The organism is Cupriavidus sp. BIC8F (assembly GCF_032465815.1).
GTDB lineage: Bacteria > Pseudomonadota > Gammaproteobacteria > Burkholderiales > Burkholderiaceae > Cupriavidus > Cupriavidus necator.
Genome location: NZ_CP136095.1, coordinates 729,154 through 750,683, shown reverse-complemented (window position 1 = coordinate 750,683; position 21,530 = coordinate 729,154). Strand labels below are relative to the sequence as shown.

The following is a 21,530-nucleotide window of genomic DNA, read 5'->3' as shown; positions in this document are numbered from 1 at the left end:
TCAATCGTGAACGCACCCAACAACCTCAGCGCCAGGCCGATCAAGGTCGCCATCCTCGCCATGGGCGGCGAAGGCGGCGGCGTGCTGGCCGACTGGATCGTGGATCTGGGCGAGCACAACGGCTATATCGCGCAGACCACTTCGGTGCCCGGCGTGGCGCAGCGCACCGGCGCCACCATCTATTACGTCGAGCTGTTCCCGCGCGACCTGGCCGAGCAGGCCGGCCGCCAGCCGGTGCTGGCGCTGATGCCCAGCCCTGGCGATGTCGATGTGGTGCTCGCCTCCGAACTGATGGAAGCCGGCCGCGCCGTGCAGCGCGGACTGGTGACGCCGGAGCGCACCACGCTAGTGTCTTCCACCCACCGCGTGTATTCCATCGCGGAGAAATCCGCGATGGGCGACGGGCGGGTCGACAGCAACGAGCTGATCGCCCATGCCGGCAAGGCCGCCAAACGCTTTGTACGCTTTGACATGGCGCAGGCCGCCGAAGCCAGCGGCAGCGTCATCAGCGCCGTGCTGTTCGGCGCGCTGGCGGGCACCGGCGTACTGCCGTTCAGCCGCGCGCAGTTCGAAGCCACGATCGAGCGCGGCGGCGTGGGCGTGAAGCCCAGCCTGCGCGCTTTTGGCGCGGCGTTCGCCACCGCCGAGGCCGCCGAAACGCCCGCCGCAGAGGCTTCAAAGCCACTGGGCGAACTCAAGCCGCAGGATCCCAGGGTTGCGCAATTGCTGCAGCGCGCCCGCGCCGAACAGCCGGCCGGAAACTGGCCGGTCGTGATCGAAGGCGTGCGCCGCATGATCGACTACCAGGACGTGGCCTACGCCGGCCTGTACCTGGATCGGCTGGCGGCCGTACGCCGGGCAGTAGGCAACGACGACGTCGCGCTGCTGCGCGAAACCGCGCGTCACCTGGCGCTGTGGATGTCGTACGAAGACACCATCCGCGTGGCCGACCTCAAGACCCGCGACTCGCGCTTCGCGCGCGTGCGGGGCGAGGTGCGCGCCGGCGAAAAACAGCTGCTGGCGATCAACGAGTTCATGCACCCGCGCCTGGAAGAGATCTGCGAGACGCTGCCGGCCGGACTCGGCCGCTGGCTGCTGCAGCCGCATTTCGTGCACCGCCTGGTGCGCCGCTTCACCACCTCCGGCCGCGTGGTCACCACCAGCTCGCTGCGCGGCTACCTGATGCTGTGGGCGGTCTCGCGCCTGCGCGGCATCCGCCGCAGCACGCTGCGCTATGCGCTGGAAACCGAGCGTATCGAAGGCTGGCTGGCCCAGGTGCTGGCCGCCGCCCGCCTCAATCCGGCGCTGGCGCTGGAAGTGGTGCAGTGCCAGCGGCTGGTGAAAGGCTACAGCGACACCCATGTGCGCGGCCTGACCAACTACCAGACCCTGATGAACGCCGTGATGCGGGCCGGTGCCCGCCTGGCCCCGGCCACGCTGCGCGAGTTGCGCGGGGCCGCGCTGGCCGATGAGCACGGCAAGAAGCTGAAGGAAGCCCTCGCCCGCCACGCGCTGGCATGACCTTCACGTGCCAACCCCATAGCAGGAACCGCAGACCATGAGCACTACGCACACCTTCCGGCGCCAGCACAAGATCCATTTCTCGGAATGCGACCCGGCCGGCATCGTCTTCTACCCGCAGTACTTCGTGCTGTTCAACGACCTCATCGAACGCTGGGTCGACACCCTGTTGCCGGACGGCTACCACGGCGTGATCGGCGCGCGCCGGCTGGGCATGCCGACCGTGCACCTGGAGGTGGATTTCAAGGCGATCAGCCGCTTTGGCGACCAGGTCTGGCTGGAGCTGGTCGTGGTGCGCCTTGGGGGCAAGTCGATCACGCTGGCCTGGCGCTGCACTGGCGAAGATGGCGAACTGCGCATGGCGGCCACGCAGACCATCGTGATGACCTCGCTGGACACGCACCTGGCGATTCCGGTGCCCGATGACCTGCGGGCCGCCATCGAACACGGTCCTGCGCCCGCAGGCCGGCCTATTCCCGAAACCACCGCCTGAATGCCGACGTACCCGCTGCGGGGGTGCCGCAGGCTCCGGTAGTAACCAAATTGGAACAGCCATGAACATTGTATGTATCGGCGGTGGCCCCGCCGGCTTGTATTTCGGCCTGTTGATGAAACTGCAGGATCCCGCCAATAAAGTCGTGGTGGTGGAGCGCAACCGTCCCTATGACACCTTCGGCTGGGGCGTGGTGTTCTCCGACGCCACCATGGACAACCTGCGCGAGGCCGACCCGGTCTCGGCCGAGACCATCGGCGATGCGTTCAACCGCTGGGACGATGTCGAAGTCCACTTCAAGGGCCGCGCGGTGCGCAGCGGCGGCCACGGCTTTATCGGCATCGGCCGCAAGAAGCTGCTGAACATACTGCAGGCGCGCTGCGAAGAAGTCGGTGTGGAACTGGTGTTCGAGAACTACGTCGAGGACGACCAGGCCATCGCGCGCAAGTACAACGCCGACCTGGTGCTGGCTTCCGACGGCCTCAACAGCGTGGTTCGCAAGCACTATGCCGACACCTTCCGCCCCGACATCGACACGCGCAACTGCCGCTTTGTCTGGCTGGGCACGAAGAAGGTGTTCGACGCCTTCAACTTCATCTTCGTGCCGACCGAGCATGGCTGGTTCCAGGCACACGCCTATCGCTTCGAGGACGGCACCTCGACCTTCATCGTCGAGACCCCGGAAGAAACCTGGAAGGCCGCCGGTATCGACCAGATGAGCCAGGACGAGGGCATCGCCTACTGCGAAAAGCTGTTCGCCCCGTACCTGGACGGCAACCCGCTGATCAGCAACGCCGGCCACCTGCGCGGGTCGGCGATCTGGATCCAGTTCCCGCGCGTGATCTGCGAGAAGTGGGTGCACTGGAACAAGCTGGCCGACGACAGCGGCCTGGAGAAGAAGGTGCCCGTAGTGTTGATGGGCGACGCCGCCCACACCGCGCATTTCTCGATCGGCTCCGGCACCAAGCTGGCGCTGGAAGATGCCATCGAGCTGGCGCGCACCCTCCGCAACACCGACGGCCCGCTGGAAGATGCACTGAAGCACTACGAAGCCGTGCGCTCGGTGGAAGTGCTCAAGATCCAGAACGCCGCGCGCAACTCGACCGAATGGTTCGAGAACGTCAGGCGCTATGAAGACCTGGAGCCCGAGCAGTTCGCCTACTCGCTGCTGACCCGCTCGCAGCGCATTTCGCACGAGAACCTGCGCGTGCGCGACAAGGCCTGGCTGGAAGGCTACGAGTCATGGCTGGCCGGACGCGCCGGCACGGATGCCGCCGCCGTGCCGCCGATGCTGACGCCGTACACCGTGCGCGGCGTGGAACTGAAAAACCGCGTGGTGGTGTCGCCCACCGCCATGTACTCGTGCCAGATGGGCGTGCCGGGCAATTTCCACATGGTGCACCTGGGCAGCCGCGCACTGGGCGGTGCCGGCCTGGTGATGGTGGAAATGACGGCGGTGTCGCCGGACGGCCGCATCACTGAGGGTTGCCCGGGCCTGTGGAATGACCAGCAGGCGGCGGCATTCGCCGGCATCGTCGGCTTCGTGCATGAGCACACCAGCGCGCGCATCGGCGTGCAGATCGGCCACGCCGGCCGCCGCGGCTCGACCCAGCTGGGCTGGGAGCAGATGGACCACCCGCTGGCCGAGGGCAACTGGCCGCTGATCTCGGCCTCCGCACTGCCGTACCTGCCGGGCGTTTCGCAGACGCCGCGCGCCATGACCCGCGCAGACATGGACCGGGTGCGCGATGACTTCGTCGCCGCCACCCGGCGTGCCGCCGCCGCCGGCTTTGACTGGCTGGAGCTGCAGGCCGGCCACGGTTACCTGCTGTCGAACTTCCTCTCGCCTGTGACCAACCAGCGCAGCGACGAATACGGCGGCTCGCTGGAAAACCGCATGGCCTTCCCGCTGGAAGTGCTGCGCGCGGTGCGCGCGGCATGGCCGCAGGACAAGCCGGTGTCAGTGCGTATTTCTGCCACTGACTGGGTCGAGGGCGGCAACAGCGCCGACGACGCGGTGGCAATGGCGCGCCTGTTCAAGGAAGCCGGCGCCGACATGATCGACTGCTCTTCGGGGGAAGTCAGCCCCGACCAGAAGCCGGTGTACGGACGCATGTTCCAGACCCCGTTCGCCGACCGCGTGCGCAACGAGGCAGGCGTGCCGACCATCGCCGTGGGCGCGATCACCGAAGCGGACCACGTCAACGGGATCATCGCCTCGGGCCGCGCCGACCTGTGCGCGCTGTCGCGCCCGTACCTGGCCGATCCGGCCTGGCTGCTGCGCGAGAGCGCGCAACTGGGCTACCGCCGCGTGGAATGGCCCAAGCAGTACCTGTTCGCCAAGGATCAGCTGGAGCGCAGCATCAAGCGCGCGGCGGCCTGACGATGGCTCGCCCCTCTCTCGTCCACGGGAGAGGGAGAAACCAGACCAAAGAGGAAGACGATGTCGAATACCTCCTATGACACCTACCGCGAGAACGTAGCCGGCCGCGCCGACGTGGAAGACACGCCCGAGCTGGTCGCCTACTACAAGGAGCTCGATGCGCTCAAGACCGGCGCGCTCTGGACCGTGGCCAACAAGATCGAGCCGTGGCAGCCGAAGTCAGAATCGGTGCCGGTGCTGTGGCGCTACCGCGACCTGCGTGATCACGTGCTGCGCTCGGTCGACCTGGTAACGCCGGAGAAGGCCGGCCGCCGCGTGATCTACCTGAACAACCCGGGCCGCCAGGACGTTTCGGCAGCGGTGGGCTGGCTCTATTCGGGCCTGCAGGTGATGCATCCCGGCGAGGCCGCCTCGGCACACGCGCACTCGTCGTCGGCGCTGCGCTTCATCATGGAAGGCAGCGGCGCCTACACCATCGTCGACGGCCACAAGATGACGCTGAACGCCAACGACTTCGTGCTCACGCCCAACGGCACCTGGCATGAGCATGGCGTGGCGGCCGAAGGCACCACCTGCATCTGGCAGGACGGCCTGGACATTCCGCTGGTCAACGCCATGGAGGCCGGTTTCTACGCCGTGCACCCGGACCTGCGGCAAGCTGTGACTCACCCGGTCGACGACATCCCGGCGATCTGGGGCGGCAAGGGCCTGCGCCCGCACGAAGGCAACTGGACCAAGCCGTATTCGCCGCTCTACAAGTACGAATGGGCTCCGACCTACGAAGCGCTGGTGCGCCACAGCAAGGTCACCGACGGCAGCCCGTTCGACGGCGTGCTGATGCACTACGTCAATCCGGTCACCGGCGGCCCGGTGATGCCGACCATCGGCGCCAGCATGCAGTTGCTGCGTCCTGGCGAAGCCACCCAGGCCCACCGCCACACCGGCAGCTTTATCTACCAGGTAGCCAAGGGCAGTGGCTACTCGGTCATCAACGGCCAGCGCTTCGACTGGACCGAGCGCGACATCTTCTGCGTGCCGTCGTGGGCCTTCCATGAGCACGCGAATGCGTCGGCCAGCGATGACGCCGTGCTGTTCTGCTTCAACGACCTGCCGGTGATGCATTCGCTGGGCCTGTACCGCGAGCAATCCCTGGCAGAGAACGGCGGGCATCAGGTGGTCCTTTGAACCTCAGCAGTTCCTGTTTTCCAAATTGTGCAGCCGCACCGATTGCGGCCTTTTTCCGGAGTTATCAAACCATGCGTCTCGTAACCTATCGCGCAGAAGTCGCTGCCGCCGCCCGCCTGGGCGCCATCGTCGACGGCAATGTCGTTGACCTCGCCCGCTTCGGCGCCGCCGTCGGCGTGAGCATTCCCTCCACCATGCTCGAGTTCATCGACCTGGGCCCCGAGGCAGTCCGCTCGACCAGCGCGCTGCTGAACGAATATCGCGGCAAGCTGCCGTTCGGCGTGGCCGTGCCGGCTTCCAACGTCAAGCTGCTGGCGCCGATCCCGCGTCCGCGCAAGAACATCTGGGGCATCGGCCTGAACTACGTCGAGCACGTCGCTGAATCCAGCCGCAGCCTGGACACCTCGAAGGAGCTGCCGAAGGAGCCGGTGATTTTCTCCAAGCCGCCCACCACCGTGATCGGCCCGGGCGATGCCATCGAGCACAACAAGGAAATTACGCAGCAGATGGACTGGGAAGTCGAGCTGGCCGTCATCATCGGCACGCGCGGCAAGGGCGTGAAGGAAGCCGACGCGCTCAACTACGTGTTCGGCTACAGCGTGATGATCGACATCTCGGCGCGCGACTGCCGCCGCGCCGGCCAGTGGATCTACTCCAAGGGCCAGGACACCTATGCCCCGTTCGGCCCGGTCATCGTCACCGCCGACGAAATCCCCGACCCGCACACGCTGGACCTGTCGCTGACCGTCAACGGCGTGACCAAGCAGAGCTCCAACACCCGCCACATGCTGTTCAAGGTGCCGGCGCTGATCGCGGACATCAGCAAGGGCATGGCGCTGGAGCCGGGCGACATCATCGCCACCGGCACGCCGGACGGCGTGGGCGCGGGCCGCACCCCGCAGGAGTGGCTGTGGCCCGGCGACACCGTGGTAGCCACGGTGGAAGGCATCGGCGAACTGCGCCACCCGGTGGTGGCTGTCTAAACCCCGTCATCCCCGCACAAGCGGGGATGACCGCTGCAAGCGAGGCACACATATGCTCAACCTGCCCAAGTTCAAGGCCGCGGCCGTACAGGCCGCCCCCGTCTTCCTCGATGCCGATGCCACGGTCGACAAGGTCTGCCGGCTGATCAGGGAAGCCGCCGACAACGGCGCGAAGCTGGTCGCCTTTCCGGAAGTGTTCGTGGCCGGCTACCCCTACTGGAGCTGGCTGACCAACCCTGTCGACGCCAGCCCCTGGTTCGAGAAGCTGGTCAAGGCTTCCATCGAGATCCCCGGCCCGGAGATCCGCAAGATCGCGCAGGCGGCGCAGGCCAACCATATCAACGTGATCGTTGGCGTGAACGAACGCAGCCGCACTGGCGTCGGCACCCTGTTCAATACGCTGCTGACCATCAGCGACGAAGGTCGCATCCTGGGCCGCCACCGCAAGCTGGTGCCGACCTGGGCCGAGAAGCTGACCTGGGCCAATGGCGACGCCTCGGCGCTGCGCGTGCACCAGACCAGCGTCGGCCCGCTCGGCTCGCTGGCCTGCGGCGAGAACACCAACACGCTGGCGCGCTTCTCGCTGCTGTCGCAGGGCGAGCTGATGCACGTGGCCAGCTACATTGCGCTGCCGGTGGCGCCGGCCGACTACGACATGGCCGAGGCCATCAAGGTGCGCGCCGCCGCCCACTGCTTCGAGGGCAAGGTGTTCACCGCGGTGTCGTGCTCGACCGTATCGGAGGAAATCATCGAGGCCATGAGCCCGCTGAACCCGAAGGCACGCGAACTGCTGTCGCGCCGCAACAGCGCCTTCTCCGGCTTCCTCGGCCCGGATGGCCGCGTCATCGGCGAGCCGCTGATCGACGCGGAAGGCATCGTCTACGCCGACATCGACCTGTCGCGCTGCATCCAGCCGCGCCAAATGCACGACATCACCGGGCACTACAACCGCTTCGACATCTTCGACCTGCGCGTCGACCGCCGGCCGCTGCAGCCCGCCCAGTTCCTGGACGGCGCCAGCCAGGCCTTCGACCTCGACGCCGAGGAAGCGGAACTCAACGCATTCGACCTTTCCGAGAGCAAGTAAATGTCTTTCCTGCAGACACCCCGGATGCCGCTGCGCATCGGGCAGATCGTGCCGTCCTCCAACACCACCATGGAGACGGAAATCCCCGCCATGTTGCGCGAGCGCGAGAAGGACTTCGCCGAGCGCTTCACCTTCCACTCCAGCCGCATGCGCATGAAGAAGGTGGTGAAGGAAGAGCTGGAAGCCATGGACCGCGACAGCGACCGCTGCGCCATCGAACTCTCCGACGCGCGCGTCGACGTGCTGGGCTATGCCTGCCTGGTAGCCATCATGAGCATGGGCAAGGGCTATCACCGCGTCTCCGAGGCGCGCCTGACGCAGCGCACCGTCGACAACGGCAACCCCGCGCCGGTGGTGACCAGCGCCGGCGCGCTGGTGGACGGCCTGCACGCCATGGGCGCGAAGCGTGTCTCGGTGGTGTGCCCGTACATGAAGCCGCTGACGAAGATGGTGGTCGACTACATCGAGAGCGAAGGCATCGAGGTCAAGGACTACACCGCGCTGGAGATCCCCGACAACCTGCAGGTCGCCGCGCAGGATCCGGCCAACTTGCTCGAGATCTACAAGCGCATCGACACCACCGGCGTCGACGCCATCGTGCTGTCGGCCTGCGTGCAGATGCAGTCGCTGCCGTCGATCCAGAAGGTGCAGGACGAGTCGGGCATCCCGACGGTGTCGGCAGCAGTGGCCACCACCTGGCAGATGCTGCGCAAGCTGAACCTGCGCGCCGAGGTCGCCGGCTGCGGCGAGCTGCTGAGCGGCAAGTACTGAGCGCCATCCCACGCTTTCGTCGTCCCTGCTACCGCGGGGACGACGCTTCGCACATGCACATGGACGACATTCACTTCTACGAGCCCACGCGCGGTCACGGGCTGCGGCACGATCCGCTGGCCGCCATTGTCGGCCCACGCCCGATCGGCTGGATTTCGACGGTGGACAAGGCCGGGCGCGCCAACCTGGCGCCCTACGCATTCTTCAACGTCTTCAACTACACACCGCCCGTGGTGGCCTTCTCCAGCGTCGGCTACAAGGACACCGTGCGCAACGTCGAGGACACCGGCGACTTTGTCTGGAACCTGGTGACGCGCCCGCTGGCCGAGCGCATGAACATGACCAGCGCCGGCGTCGCGCCCGAGGTCGACGAATTCGGCCTGGCGGGCCTGACGCCGGTGCCGTCGCGCCTGGTGTCGGCGCCTCGCGTGCAGGAGAGCCCGGTATCGTTCGAGTGCCGCGCGACCAAGGTCATGCAGCTGAACCAGGCCGACGGCGCCATGCTCGATACCTGGATGGTGCTGGGCGAGGTAGTCGGCGTGCATATCGACCGGGCCTTCCTGCCGGACGGGGTCTATGACACCGCCGCCGCACGCCCCATCCTTCGCGGCGGCGGCCCGGCCGACTACTACGAGGTCAGCAGGTCGACGCTGTTCCAGATGCGCCGGCCGGCCTGAGGCGCGGCCCTGCCCTCAGTTGGCAGGGCGGTGCAGGTGGATCAGCAGCTTCAGCGTGGCGCGCAGCTCGTCGGCCTTCTTCTTGCCGAGTGGCGCCAGCACATGGTCCTCGTGGGCCCGGGCCTGTGCGATCAGGGTGGAAGTCAGCTTCTGCCCGCGCGGCGTGATGCGCACCAGCGTGATGCGCCGGTCGGTCTCGTGCGGGATGCGCTTGACGTAGCCCTGCGCCTCCATGCGATCGAGCAGGCGCGTCACGGTGGGCTGCTTGGTCACCGAGACCTGCGCAAGTTCCCCGATGCTGATTGGCTTGCCGCCGGACAGCGTGGACAGGACGCGCCAGTCTGCGACGGTGAAACCATTGGCCTGCACGATCACGTGGAATTCGCCCGAAATCAGCTGGCTGGCCTGGGCCAGCAGGGCCGGGGTGTAGTTGTCGACGAAATCGTCGTCGGCGGTGTCGATGGGTTGGTTCATGGGGTCCGGTGGGCGGGTTGCGGCCTCGACGGCCGCGCGACGGGCAGAACATACCACGGCGGGAGCGTTCGTCCAGGGCAAGGCAGGCTGCCACTCCCGCCCCCCAACCTATCGGGCAACGAGCGCCGCCAGCTCCGCCGTCCGCTCCGCCACGAAATCCCGCAGCGCCCGCAGCAGCGGCGTCACCTGCCGCCGCCCAGGCACCACCATGTACAGCGGCGACGCCTCGGTGCCCCAGTCCGTGCACAGCGCCTGCAAGCGCCCTGCGGCCAGGTCCTCGGCCATATCGAAATAGGCCTTGTACGCGATGCCCTTGCCGAGCAGCGCCCAGCGGTGCACCGCGTCGCCGTCATTGGACACATTGAAGGCCCGCACGCGCACCGTGACGGCATCGGTGCCATGGCGCCAGAAGCGCCAGCGGTCATGCACCTCGTCACCGAGCATGTAGCACAGGCAGTTGTGCTCCGACAGCGCCTGCGGCGTGTCGGGGGTGCCGTGCTGCGCCAGGTATTGCGGCGACGCGCACAGCACGCGGCGGTTGTCGGGCGCCACCGGCAGGGCCACCAGGTTGGAGTCCGGCGGCTCGCCATAGCGGAACGCAGCGTCCACCGGATCGCTGTAGATATTGGCGATGCGGTCAGTCAGGTGCAGACGGATCTCCACCTGTGGGTGCCGGACCTGGAAGGCATCGAGCCACGGCAGCAGCAGGTTGCGGCCGAAATCCGAGGTTGCCGACAGCTTCAGCGCCCCGCTGAATGCCTGCACGCCGGTGGCCAGTTGCTGGCCGACCTGCTGCAACGCGTCCAGCGCCGGCCGGCCTTGTGCCAGCAGCAGTTCACCGGCCTGCGTCAGGCGCATGGTACGGGTGGAGCGCACGAACAGCTGGACGCCCAGCTCCGCTTCCAGCCGCTTGAGCGCGGCGCTGGCGGCGGCCGGGGTCAGGTCCAGCGCCCGCGCGGCGGCCGACAGGCTGCCGCTGTCGGCGGTGCGCACGAAGATATCCAGGTCTTGCAGGGCCTTCATCGGTCGTTCCAGGAGCTGGCTGTGATCTTCAAATTTTAATTGATAGCCGCAGCAAATGATGCGGGGTTTTTCAAAGGAAGGGCCGGTGGGACGATGGCGCATCGACACACTGCACCCACGAGGAACCCAACCATGCCCCCCCCGCAGCTGTTCAGCCCCCTGCCCCTCGGCCCGCTCTCGCTGCCCAACCGCATGGTGATGGCACCGATGACCCGCGCCCGCACCAGCCAGCCCGGCAACGTGCCCAATGCGCTGATGGCCTCCTACTACGCCCAGCGCGCCAGCGCCGGCCTGATCGTCACCGAGGCCACCCAGGTCTCGCCCCAGGGCCAGGGCTACAGCTTTACGCCCGGCATCCATGGCGAAGCGCAGGTGCAGGGCTGGCGCGGCGTCACCGATGCGGTGCACCGTGCCGGCGGACGCATCGTGCTGCAGCTTTGGCATGTGGGCCGGATGTCGCATGCCAGCTTCCATGCCGACGGACTGCCGGTGGCGCCGTCGCCGCTGTCGCCCGATGCGCAGGTCTGGGTCGTCGGTGAAGACGGCGTCGGCCGCATGGTCGACTGCCCGGTGCCGCGCGCCATGACCGGGGCCGATATCCGCGCCGTGATCGAAGACTTCCGCCGCGGCGCCGCCAACGCCATGCGCGCCGGCTTTGACGGCGTGGAAATCCACGGTGCCAACGGCTACCTGGTCGACCAGTTCCTGCGCACCACCTCCAACCGCCGCAGTGACGCCTACGGCGGCGCCATCGCCAATCGCATCCGCTTCGCCGAGGAAGTGGTCGCCGCCGTGGCCGGCGAAGCCGGCGCCGACCGCACCGGCATCCGCCTCGCGCCCTTCATCACCCAGCGCAACATGAACTGCCCGGAGATCATTCCGACCATCCTGCAGCTGGCGCAGCGGCTCGACGCGGCCGGCGTGGCCTATATCCATCTGGCGGAAGCGGACTGGGACGACGCGCCGCACATCCCCGCAGACTTCCGCCACGCGCTGCGCGCCGCCTACAAGGGACGCGTGATCGTGGCCGGCAAGTACGATCAGGCCCGCGCCAAACGCATCCTGGACCAGGGGCTGGCCGACCTGGTCGCGTTCGGGCGCCCCTTTGTCGCCAACCCGGACCTGCCGGCACGCTTTGCAGCCGGCCTGCCGCTGGCTGGTTTTGACAGCCAGCGTTTGTTCGGCGGAGATGCGCGGGGGTATACGGACTACGCGGCGGCGGCATAGGCCGGCTTGCCCAGGAAACTGCTAAAGACCGCGCCGTCCCGGCCGTTAAGCAAGAGTTGGCCAGCCAAGACATTGGCAAGACAGGCAGCCGGCATGCCGGCGCCTGCACTTCTGGGGTGGAAACGGGAGAGAGACATGCAGAACCTGGGGATTCGCATACGCCTGGGCGCGGCGTTTGGCGCCATGTGGTCGCTGATGGCGATCGGGATTGCGGTGGCCTTGCCGCGGATGCAGGATGCGGCCGATGCGCGGCAACTGCTGATCGCGTTGGGCGTGGGTGGGCTATGCCTGGCGGTGGGCGCGGTCTGGGCGCTGGCGCGCAGCATCGAGGCGCCGTTGTCCGAAGCCGTCTACATTGCCGAGACCGTGGCGGCGGGCGACCTCAGCCAGGAGTTCGACACCGAGCGCGGCGGCGAGTTTGGCCGGCTGCTGGGGGGCCTGGGCGAGATGGAAGACATGCTGACCGACCTGGTGACACGCATCCGCGCTTCCACGGATTCGATCACCACGGCATCGCACCAGATTGCCGCGGGCAATACCGACCTGTCGCAGCGCACCGAAGAGCAGGCGGCGGCGCTGGAAGAGACGGCGTCGAGCATGGGCGAGCTGACCTCGATGGTGCAGCAGAACACCGAACGCGCCCGCGCCGCCAACGGGCTGGCGGCAACCGCATCGGGCATCGCCGCGCGCGGTGGCGAGGTGGTGGGCAATGTGGTGCAGACCATGTCGGCGATCAGCGCCAGTTCGCGCAAGGTCACGGACATCATCGAAGTGATCGAAGGCATTGCCTTCCAGACCAATATCCTGGCGCTGAACGCCGCGGTGGAAGCGGCGCGCGCGGGCGAGCAGGGCCGCGGCTTTGCCGTGGTGGCGGGCGAGGTGCGCACGCTGGCGCAGCGCAGTGCGTCGGCGGCGCGGGAGATCAAGCAGCTGATCGACGATTCGGTGCAGCAGGTGGACAGCGGCTCGGCGCTGGTGGGCCAGGCCGGGGAGACCATGCAGGAGATCGTTCAGGCAGTGGCCAGCGTGACCGGGCTGCTGGGCGAGATTACGGCGGCGTCTGAACAGCAAAGCGCCGGCATCGCGCAGGTCAACGAGGCGGTGGCGCAGATGGATACCGTGACGCAGCAGAATGCGGCGCTGGTGGAGCAGGCGGCCAGCGCCTCGCACGAACTGGCGGGCCAGGCCACTGAGCTGCAGCGCGTGGTGGGCGAGTTCAAGCTGGATGCGGAACCGGCGTCAGCGGTGGCGCCGGGGCACGGCGCATTCAGGCAGGTTGCTGCGTTCGCCTGACGAGGGCAGCGCTGCCGCCATGGCCCGCTGACCGATTGCGTGCCCCCTCTCCCGCAAGCGGGAGAGGGGAGAAAACCGGCGGCAAGCTGACGTCTTCAGCGACTTAGGCCGTCACGCTAGCCGGCAGCACCGCCTGCACCGCCGCCGCAAAGCGCTCGACAATCCTGTCGATATCCTGCGGCGTGCAAATAAACGGTGGTGCAAACAGCACGTGGTCGCCATGCACGCCGTCGACCGTTCCCCCCATCGGATAGACCAGCAGGCCATTCTGCACGGCGGCGGCTTTCAGGCGCGCATGCGTCTTCAGCGCCGGATCGAGCGTGGCCTTGCTGTCGCGGTCGGCCACGAATTCCACGCCAACGAACAGGCCGCGTCCACGGATATCTCCCAGGTGGGGATGATCGCCCAGCGCCTCGCGCAGCCGTGCGCGCAGTTGCTCGCCGCGGGCCAGCACGTTGGCCAGCAGATTGTCTTCGGCGATGGTGCGCTGTACCGCCAGCGCCGCGGCGCAGGCCGTGGCATGGCCGATATAGGTGTGGCCATGCTGGAAGAAGCCGCTGCCGCCGACGATGGCATCGTAGATCCGGCGCGTCGACAGCATTGCGCCGATCGGCTGGTAGCCGGCACCCAGGCCCTTGGCAATGGTGACGATATCGGGCACCACGCCATCCTCTTCGCACGCGAACAGGTAACCGGTGCGGCCCATGCCTGACATCACTTCATCCAGGATCAGCAGCACGCCGTACTTGTCGCACACTGCGCGGATGCGCTTCAGGTAGTCGCCCACCGGCGGCACGGCGCCGGCGGTGGCGCCCACCACGGTTTCGGCGACGAAGGCGGCCACGGTATTGGGGCCAAGTTCCAGGATTTTCGCTTCCAGCTCGTCGGCCAGGCGCTGTGCGTACTGCGCGTCGGTCTCGCCGTCCTGCTGGTCGCGGTAGGCATAGCACGGCGACACGTGGTGCGCCGGCACCAGCAGCGGCAGGAACGGCTCGCGCCGCCAGGCGTTGCCGCCGATGGCCAGCGCGCCCAGAGTGTTGCCGTGGTAGCTCTGGCGGCGCGCGATGAAGTGGCGGCGGCTGGGCTGCCCTACTTCGACGAAATACTGGCGCGCCAGCTTCAGCGCCGACTCCACCGCCTCGGAGCCGCCCGAGACGAAGTAGACATGATCCAGGTCGCCCGGCGCCGCTTGCACGAGCGTGTCAGCCAGGGTCTCCGACACCTCGGTGGTGAAGAACGAGGTATGCGCGTAGGCAATGGTATCGAGCTGCGCCTTGATCGCCTCGATCACGCGCGGATGGCCGTGCCCCAGGCACGACACGGCAGCACCGCCGGAAGCGTCCAGATAGCGCCGGCCTTCGCTGTCGATCAGTTCGATGCCCTGGCCGGCAACGGCAACGGGCAGCTTCTGGCGCGGATTGCGATGGAATACGTGGGTCATGATGGTGTGGTGGTGGTGCCTGGCCGCGCGTCAGCGGCGCGCGGCGGAAGTGTTTTCGGTGGGGCGGCGCTGCAGCACGCGGCCGGAGAAGGCGGGCAGTGCGCTGCCTTCGCTGTCCGCCTGCGCGGACTGTTCCCAGACCCGGGCGCCATTGACCCAGACGCCGTGGATGCCGGTGCTCAGTTGCAGCGGGTCTTCAAAGGTGGCGCGGTCCTGCACGCGGTCCGCATCGAACAGCACCAGGTCGGCAAACGCGCCCGGCGCGATCTGGCCGCGGTCTGCCAGCCCGTATTGCTGCGCGGCCAGTCCGGACATCTTGTGGATCGCGGTTTCCAGCGTCATCAGCTGGTCTTCGCGCACCATGCGCGCCAGGATGCGCGGGAAGGTGCCCCACTGGCGCGGATGCGGGCGCGGGTCGAACGGCAGGCCGTCGGAGCCAAAGATGGTCAGCGGGAACTGCGTGATGCGCTCGACGTCGCGCTCATCCATGATGAAGTAGATCGCCGCCGCGGGGCGCAGCTTTGCCAGCAGCGCGTCCTCGTCCAGGCCAAGCTCCTGCATCAGTTCGTGGAAGTCGCGGCCGCCTGCGGCCGGATAGCCGGTGGACCAGGTGATCATGGTGCGCGTGGACTGGCGCACGCGGTCCAGCCGCAGCATGGTCGAGGTCGCGGGATAGGGATGGCAGTCCAGGCACAGCGGCTGCAGGCGCGCGGCGTCGGCCAGCAGCCCGAGGGTTTCGACCGAGCGGCCGTGATTGCGCTTGCCCGCCACCTTGTGGTGGGAGAACACCACCGGGCAGTCGAGCGCGCGGCCGATGCGCAGCGCTTCTTCGATCGACGGCACGATGTCGTCGGTCTCGTCGCGCAGGTGCGTGGAATAGACGCCGCCGTGGGTGCGGACCGGCTCGCACACGGCGATGATCTCGGCTTCGGTGGCGGCTGCCGCGGGCGGATAGAACGTGCCGGTGGACACGCCGAAGGCGCCCGCCTCCATCGCCAGCCTGACCTCGTCGCGCATCGCGGCGACTTCCGCCTCGTTGGCGGGCCGGTCCAGTTGCGGCATCGCGCGTACGCGCAACGTCGAATGCCCGAGCAGCGGCACCACGTTGACATTGGCCGGCGTCGCGCGCAGTGCGTCGAGCCACTGCGCGAAGGTATCGAAGCGGAACAGCGTGGGCGGCCCCAGCAGGTCCAGCGGCTGCGGCGGCGCGCTGCTGACCAGCGGCGCCACGCTGATGCCGCAGTTGCCGGTCACCACGGTGGTGATGCCCTGCGACACCTTGGGCGTCATGTCCCGATGCACCAGCAGGTAGCCGTCGTCGTGCGTGTGGGCATCGATAAAGCCCGGTGCCAGCACGCGGCCGGCTGCGTCCACGGTCTGGTCCGCGGCCATGTCGCCGCAGTCGCCCACGGCGACGATGCGGTCGCCCGCGACGGCAACATCGGCCACGCGGCGGGCTGCGCCCGTGCCGTCCACCACCGTGGCGTTGCGGAAGATCAGGTCGGCGCGCCGGGGCGCGGCTGGTTGCGATGCCATCGTCAAATCCTTGTCTCGTCGGCGGGCGTTACTGCGGAGTGATGCCGGCCTGTCTGACCACGGCCGCCCACTTGTCGGTTTCACGCGCGGCATAGCCGGCCAGCGCCTGCGGCGTGCCGCCGACCGTCTCGGCGCCCAGCGCCGCGAACTTGTCCTTGATGGCCGGATCCGCCAGCGCACGGTTGAAGGCGCCGTTGAGCTTGCCCACCACCTCGGCGGGCGTGCTTTGCGGCGCCACCAGGCCGCCCCAGGCCACCCCTTCGAAACCCGGCACGCCGGATTCCGCGATAGTGGGCAGCGCCGGCAGCAGCGGCGAACGCGCCAGGCTGGTCACCGCCAGCGGCTTGAGCTTGCCGGCCTTGATCAGCGGCAGGATGGTCGGCATGTTGTCGATCAGCACATTGACCTGGCCGCCCATCACATCGGTGGCGGCCTGCGGGCTGCCCTTGTAGCCGACGTGCGTCCAGGCGAGCCCCGCCTTGTCCGCCAGCAACTGGCCGGTCAGGTGGCCGGACGTGCCCTGGCCCGGCGAGGCATAGGTGACCTTGTCCGGATTGGCCTTGACGTAGGCCACCAGCTCGGCAATGGTCTTCACCGGCATGTCCGGCTTGACCGCGATCACGTTCGGTACCTTGAACAGCAGCACCACCGGCACGAAGGCATCGGGCCGGTACGGCAGCTTGCGGAAGGTGCTCTTGTTGATCGACAGCGTCACGTTGTTGGCATAGCCCAGCGTGTAGCCGTCAGGCGCGGCGCGTTCCAGTTCTGAGATGCCGATCACGCCCGAGGCGCCGGGCTTGTTGTCGATCACGAACGACTGGCCCAGCGACTTGCCGACTTCGGCGCCCAGTGCGCGCATCAGCACGTCGGGACTACCGCCGGCCGCGGACGGCACCACCAGCCGGATCGGACGCGACGGATAGCTGTCCGCCACTGCCGGGCCAGCCAGGACCGCGGCGCCCAGCCACAACAGGGTGGCCATGAACCGTCGCTTTTGCTGCTGCCTTTGCTCTTGCATCTTGATATCCCGTTCAATACCTGGGTTGGACCCGGCTACGCGTTTGCAGTATAGGGGCATGGCCCGAGTCAATTCAACATTTGTTTCTTTATCCATCACAATGAAACACGCGCGATGTAGCGCCGGCACCAACGCCCTTGTCGCAACGGCCCCGAACCCCATGAAACAGTCGTTACAGCCGTCGGGGCGCCGCGCTGCGGCACAGCCCCTGCGCCTCGAGGAAGCGCGCCGCCGCCAGCGCCTGGCTCTCCAGCCAGGGCGCCGCCACGATCTGGATGCCCACGGGCAGGCCGTCGCCCGCGCAAGGCGCGGCCACCACTGGCAGGCCCGCCAGCGACAACGGGCGCGTCAGGTGACCGGCATCGGCGCGCGGGCGGTAGATGCGGCCGGCCCCGTTGACAGTGTCGGCGCCGATCGGCGTGGCCGCATAGGGCGTCGACGGGGCCAGCAGCAGGTCGACGTCATCGAACAGCGCCAGCAGCCGCTGCCGCCACGCCGACTGGTATTGGCGCGCGGTCTCATACCAGCCGCGCGGCATCGCGAGCCCGGCCAGGATGCGCTGGCGCACGAAGGCGCTGTAGCCGGCGTGGCGCTCGGAGAACCCCATGGCGTGGTGGTTGCGAGCGACTTCATAGGCGGAGATCACCGAGGCCGCGTCGCGCGCCGTGTCGGCGTCGGGCAGGTCAATGGTGCGCACCGCGCCAAAGGCCGAGGCCACGCGCAGCACCGCTGCCTGCACGCCGGGCTCTCCGAAATCAGAGAAGCCGCGGCCGAGCACGCCGACGCGCAGCGTCGCGACACCACGGCCTTGCGGATCCGCAGGCGCGTCCACGCCGAGCATGGCCGCATAGGCCAGCGCGAGGTCACCGGCGGTACCGGCCATCGGGCCGACCGTATCCAGGCTCTGCGCATACGGCACGCATCCCGCCAGGGACAACCGCCCCAGGGTCGGGCGCAACCCCCAGATGCCGCAGAACGCGGCCGGGGCTCGGATCGACCCATTGGTATCCGAGCCCAGCCCGAACGGCACCACCCCGGCAGCCACCAGCGCCGCGGTGCCGGCCGACGAGCCGCCGGTGATGCGCGACGGATCGAGCGGATTGCGCACCGGGCCGCCGATCACGTTCTCGCCGGTGGCGCCGCACGCGTATTCGTCCATCGCCGCGAGCGCAACGGGCACCGCGCCCGCGGCGACCAGCGCCTCGACCGTATCGGCGTGGCGCAATGCCGGCGGCTCCTGCGCGCGTGGCCCGGCGCCGGCCAGCGTGGCGTGGCCGCGCACGTCCAGCAGGTTCTTCACCACGAACGGCACGCCCGCCAGCGGCGGCAGCGGCCGGCCCTGCGCGCGCAGCCGGTCCAGCGCGGCGGCCTGCGCCAGCGCGCTGTCCGCCAGCAGCGCCGAGCAGGCATTGAGCGACGCGGCGGCTTCGGCGCGCTGCAGGGCGGCTTGCACCAGATCGAGGGCAAGCCGCTCGCCGCTGCGCACTTGCGCCGCCATGGCGGCGGCCGTCAGCGTGTCAGCGGCCATGCTGCCCCTCCGCTTGCGCCAACGCCTGGCGCAGGCCCGCCACCATGGCCGCCATGCCGGCCAGCAGCGCGGCGGCCTGCTCGCAATCCTGCTGCGCTACCGGCACCTGCAGGCCCGCGGCGGCTTGCGCCACCAGGCCGGCGGGATCGTCGTCAGTTGCCTGCGCCATCCCTCAGCTCCGCGATTGCATCAGCTGGCGGGGAATCGCCAGGATCAGCACGGCCGCGGCCAGCATCAGCCCGGCCAGCGCCAGCACGCCCAGCGAGATGCTGCCGGTGCTCTGCTTGATGCCGCCCATCAGCACCGGGCCGATCAGGCCGGCCAGGCTGGCCGCGCTGTTGATCATGGCAATGCCGCCAGCCGCGGCGGTGCCGGCCAGCACGCGGCCCGGCAGGCCCCAGAACATCGACAGCGTGGCCATCAGGCCGGAGATGCCGATGGTCAGGAACACCATCGCCATCACCGTGTTGTGCGGGAACAGCGTGCTGGCCCACATGCCGACGGCGGCCACCAGCAGCGGCAGCGCGGAGTGCAGGCGGCGCTCGCCGGTGCGCTCGGCGTGCGCGGCATTGACGTTCATCACCACGCAGGCGACCGCATACGGGATCGCCGTCAGCATGGCGATCTCAAGCGGCGACGACATCCCGGTCGACTGGATGATGGTGGGGAGCCAGAACACCAGGCCGTAGTTGCCGATATTGAACAGCAGGCAGATCGCCATCAGCATCCACAGCACCGGCGACTTGAGCGCGGCGATGAAGCGGGTGCTCTTCTTCGCGTTCTCGGTGGTCAGCGTGCGGGTGATGGCGCCCGCTTCGGCCGGCGTGAGCCACGGCGCGGCCTCCGGTGACTCGGGCAGCATGCGCAACAGCAGCAGGCCCAGCACGATGGCCGGCAGCGCTTCGATCAGGAACATCCACTGCCAGCCTTGCAGCCCGTGCAGCGCATGCGTTGCCGACATCAGCGCGCCGGAGATCGGGCCGCCCAGCACCATGCCCAGCGGCATCGCCAGGAACAGGATCGACATGATGCGCGACTGCCGGTCGGCGGGATACCACTTGTTCAGGTACATCACCGCCGCCGGGAAGAAGCCGGCCTCGGTCACGCCCAACAGGAAGCGCGCGGCGTAGAACTCCACCGGCGTGGTCACGAACATGGTCGCGGCGGATACCAGCCCCCACAGGATCATGATGGCCGCCATGCTGCGGCGCATGCCGAGCCGGTAGATCAGCAGGCTGCTGGGCACCTGGCACAGCATGTAGCCCCAGAAGAAGATGCCCGCGCCCAGGCCATAGACCACGTCGCTCAATCCCAGCGCCTGCTGCATCTGCAGCTTGGCGAAGCCCACGTTGACCCGGTCCAGGTAGCTGAAGAAGTAGCACAGCACGATAAACGGCACGATGCGGCGCGTGACCTTGGCGAACGCCGTGTCGGCGGCGTCCGGCAGCGCGGCGGCCTGGCCCGGGGACTGGGGAATGGCTGGCTTGGCCAGGGACATGATGGATCTCCTCCTTGTACAGGCGCGCGGGATCCGGCGCCATGGAGATGCCATCATAGCGGAACATGAAACAAACGTTCCACTAAGGTTTACGCTGAAACAAACGGTTTTATTCCGTCACGTGACGCAGAAGGCCCGCCCCAATGAAAAAGGGCGGCAATGCATGCCGCCCTGTTGGCGCTGTCAGGCTGTTGCGCGTGGCTTGTCCGCCGCACGCTTGCGCGGGGTCTTGCCGCCGCCGCTTGCCGGCGGCGCTGCCGGCCCGGTGACATCCTGCGAGGCGCCGACCATGGTCAGGGCGTTGCCGTGCTCGTCCAGCGTGACCTCGCCTTCCTCATGGATATCGCGATGGCTGCCGTCGGGCAGCTGGATGCGGTAGTTGACACTGTACGGCGCCTTGTCGACGATGGCCGCGCGGATGGCGGCCTGCACGCGGGCGCGGTCTTCCTCGACGATCGACGCCAGGTAGCGCTCCATGGTCACCTTGAACGCCTGCGGCGCCCAGCCGAAGATGCGGTAGGCCTCATCGGTCCAAGCGCAGTCGTCGGTCTGGATATTCCAGTACCAGCCGCCCAGGTGGGCAATCTCCTGCGCCTTGGCCAGCAGCGCCTCGTTCTGGCGCAGCGCGGCCTCGGCGCGGCGCCGCTCGGTGATGTCCAGGCTGACGCCGATCATCTTGACCGGGCGCTGGTCGAAATCGCGCACCAGCGTGGCCCGCGACGAGATCCAGCGCGTGGTGTCCTCATGCACGACGCGGAACTCCCACTCGTGCATCTCCTGCGCGCCCAGCGTGCGCGCCAGCACCTCGCGCAGGCGCGCAACGTCGGCCGGGTGCACGCAGGCCCAGAAATCGTCCATGTTGCGGATGTGGCGGCCAAACAGCGTGACATCGTTGGACGAGTAGGTCAGGCCATCGGTCAGCACGTTCCATTCCCAGGTGACGATACCCGACACCTCCTGCGCGAACTTCATGCGCGCCTCGCTCTCCATGATCTCCGCCAGGTGCTTCTGGCGCAGTTCCTTGATGTGCGGGTCAGAGGCGATGCTGGTCTCCAGGTCGGCGATGGCCTGCTCGCCGTAGCGCAGCCACAGCCAGTTGACGCCCAGGAAGCGCGCCAGCGCGAGCAGCCGCTCGTATTCGATCTCGCCGCCCCGGGTCCACTTGTGCACGGCCGACGGCGACACCGACAGCGCCTCTGCCACCTGCTTGAGCATGATCCTTTTGCCCTCCAGCACCCCCTTCAGGCGCGTGGCAAAAGTGTCTTCCGTCATGGGCATCCCCTCCGCTTTTTTTCAACCGATGGTGAATTGAGTAACTCGAACCTTACACCATCACCGCAAATCGCGCGAATTGATAGCCATGGACCATCAAGTAGATCATATTCATCGATT

Annotated in this window: 19 protein-coding genes; 10 read left to right on the top strand and 9 right to left on the bottom strand. The window is 67.9% G+C overall.

The genetic code is table 11. The features are described from left to right. Positions 1–60: 60 nt before the first annotated feature. From RS901_RS23645 to RS901_RS23610, 8 genes are all read left to right on the top strand, one after another. Positions 61–1,521 (top strand): indolepyruvate oxidoreductase subunit beta family protein, encoded by a 1,461-nt coding sequence (locus RS901_RS23645; protein ID WP_316157278.1) that lies wholly within the window; start codon positions 61–63, stop codon positions 1,519–1,521. Between the two features lie 37 nt (positions 1,522–1,558). After that, a complete protein-coding gene (locus RS901_RS23640) occupies positions 1,559–2,014 on the top strand; it encodes a thioesterase family protein (RefSeq protein ID WP_316156502.1) in 456 nt (151 codons plus the stop codon). 61 nt (positions 2,015–2,075) lie between these two features. Further along, positions 2,076–4,397, top strand: coding sequence for a bifunctional salicylyl-CoA 5-hydroxylase/oxidoreductase (locus RS901_RS23635; RefSeq protein ID WP_316156500.1), 2,322 nt, complete (start codon positions 2,076–2,078; stop codon positions 4,395–4,397). A 60-nt stretch (positions 4,398–4,457) separates the two neighbouring features. After that, positions 4,458–5,582, top strand: coding sequence for a cupin domain-containing protein (locus RS901_RS23630; RefSeq protein ID WP_316156498.1), 1,125 nt, complete (start codon positions 4,458–4,460; stop codon positions 5,580–5,582). Positions 5,583–5,653: 71 nt separating this feature from the next. Continuing rightward, positions 5,654–6,565 (top strand): fumarylacetoacetate hydrolase family protein, encoded by a 912-nt coding sequence (locus RS901_RS23625; RefSeq protein ID WP_316156495.1) that lies wholly within the window; start codon positions 5,654–5,656, stop codon positions 6,563–6,565. A gap of 52 nt (positions 6,566–6,617) precedes the next feature. Beyond that, positions 6,618–7,652, top strand: a complete 1,035-nt coding sequence (locus RS901_RS23620) for a carbon-nitrogen hydrolase family protein (RefSeq protein WP_316156493.1) — start codon at positions 6,618–6,620, stop codon at positions 7,650–7,652. After that, positions 7,653–8,423: an Asp/Glu racemase gene (locus tag RS901_RS23615; protein ID WP_316156491.1), complete on the top strand. Its 771-nt coding sequence runs from the start codon at positions 7,653–7,655 to the stop codon at positions 8,421–8,423. Between the two features lie 53 nt (positions 8,424–8,476). Continuing rightward, positions 8,477–9,100 carry a flavin reductase family protein gene (locus RS901_RS23610; protein WP_316156489.1) on the top strand — a complete coding sequence of 208 codons (624 nt, stop codon included), beginning with the start codon at positions 8,477–8,479 and terminating at the stop codon, positions 9,098–9,100. A 15-nt stretch (positions 9,101–9,115) separates the two neighbouring features. On the opposite strand, the gene RS901_RS23605 is transcribed toward RS901_RS23610, so the two are convergent. Both RS901_RS23605 and RS901_RS23600 read right to left on the bottom strand, forming a co-directional pair. After that, positions 9,116–9,574 (bottom strand): MarR family winged helix-turn-helix transcriptional regulator, encoded by a 459-nt coding sequence (locus RS901_RS23605; protein WP_114133224.1) that lies wholly within the window; start codon positions 9,572–9,574, stop codon positions 9,116–9,118. A gap of 108 nt (positions 9,575–9,682) precedes the next feature. Further along, complete coding sequence (locus tag RS901_RS23600) at positions 9,683–10,597, bottom strand: LysR family transcriptional regulator (protein ID WP_316156486.1); 915 nt, start codon at positions 10,595–10,597, stop codon at positions 9,683–9,685. 132 nt (positions 10,598–10,729) lie between these two features. Here RS901_RS23600 and RS901_RS23595 point away from each other — a divergent pair, with 132 nt between their 5' ends. Both RS901_RS23595 and RS901_RS23590 read left to right on the top strand, forming a co-directional pair. After that, complete coding sequence (locus RS901_RS23595) at positions 10,730–11,824, top strand: alkene reductase (RefSeq protein WP_316156483.1); 1,095 nt, start codon at positions 10,730–10,732, stop codon at positions 11,822–11,824. Positions 11,825–11,959: 135 nt separating this feature from the next. Further along, complete coding sequence (locus tag RS901_RS23590; protein ID WP_316156481.1) at positions 11,960–13,117, top strand: methyl-accepting chemotaxis protein; 1,158 nt, start codon at positions 11,960–11,962, stop codon at positions 13,115–13,117. A 103-nt stretch (positions 13,118–13,220) separates the two neighbouring features. Here RS901_RS23590 and RS901_RS23585 read toward each other — a convergent pair whose 3' ends face one another. From RS901_RS23585 to RS901_RS23555, 7 genes are all read right to left on the bottom strand, one after another. Next, positions 13,221–14,558 (bottom strand): aspartate aminotransferase family protein, encoded by a 1,338-nt coding sequence (locus RS901_RS23585; protein ID WP_316156479.1) that lies wholly within the window; start codon positions 14,556–14,558, stop codon positions 13,221–13,223. A 30-nt stretch (positions 14,559–14,588) separates the two neighbouring features. After that, positions 14,589–16,094, bottom strand: coding sequence for a D-aminoacylase (locus RS901_RS23580; protein WP_316156477.1), 1,506 nt, complete (start codon positions 16,092–16,094; stop codon positions 14,589–14,591). A 28-nt stretch (positions 16,095–16,122) separates the two neighbouring features. Then, positions 16,123–17,076, bottom strand: a complete 954-nt coding sequence (locus RS901_RS23575; RefSeq protein ID WP_316156476.1) for a tripartite tricarboxylate transporter substrate binding protein — start codon at positions 17,074–17,076, stop codon at positions 16,123–16,125. A gap of 208 nt (positions 17,077–17,284) precedes the next feature. Beyond that, on the bottom strand, positions 17,285–18,640 hold the full coding sequence (locus RS901_RS23570; RefSeq protein WP_316156475.1) for an AtzE family amidohydrolase: 1,356 nt from the start codon (positions 18,638–18,640) through the stop codon (positions 17,285–17,287). Beyond that, a complete protein-coding gene (locus RS901_RS23565; protein ID WP_316156472.1) occupies positions 18,630–18,809 on the bottom strand; it encodes a hypothetical protein in 180 nt (59 codons plus the stop codon). The genes RS901_RS23570 and RS901_RS23565 overlap by 11 nt, the downstream gene beginning before the upstream one ends. Before the next feature lie 3 nt (positions 18,810–18,812). Further along, the gene (locus RS901_RS23560) at positions 18,813–20,138 is read right to left on the bottom strand and encodes an MFS transporter (protein ID WP_316156470.1); all 1,326 of its coding nucleotides are present in this window, start codon (positions 20,136–20,138) and stop codon (positions 18,813–18,815) included. 183 nt (positions 20,139–20,321) lie between these two features. Then, positions 20,322–21,410 (bottom strand): PAS domain-containing protein, encoded by a 1,089-nt coding sequence (locus RS901_RS23555; RefSeq protein WP_316156468.1) that lies wholly within the window; start codon positions 21,408–21,410, stop codon positions 20,322–20,324. Positions 21,411–21,530 lie beyond the last annotated feature (120 nt).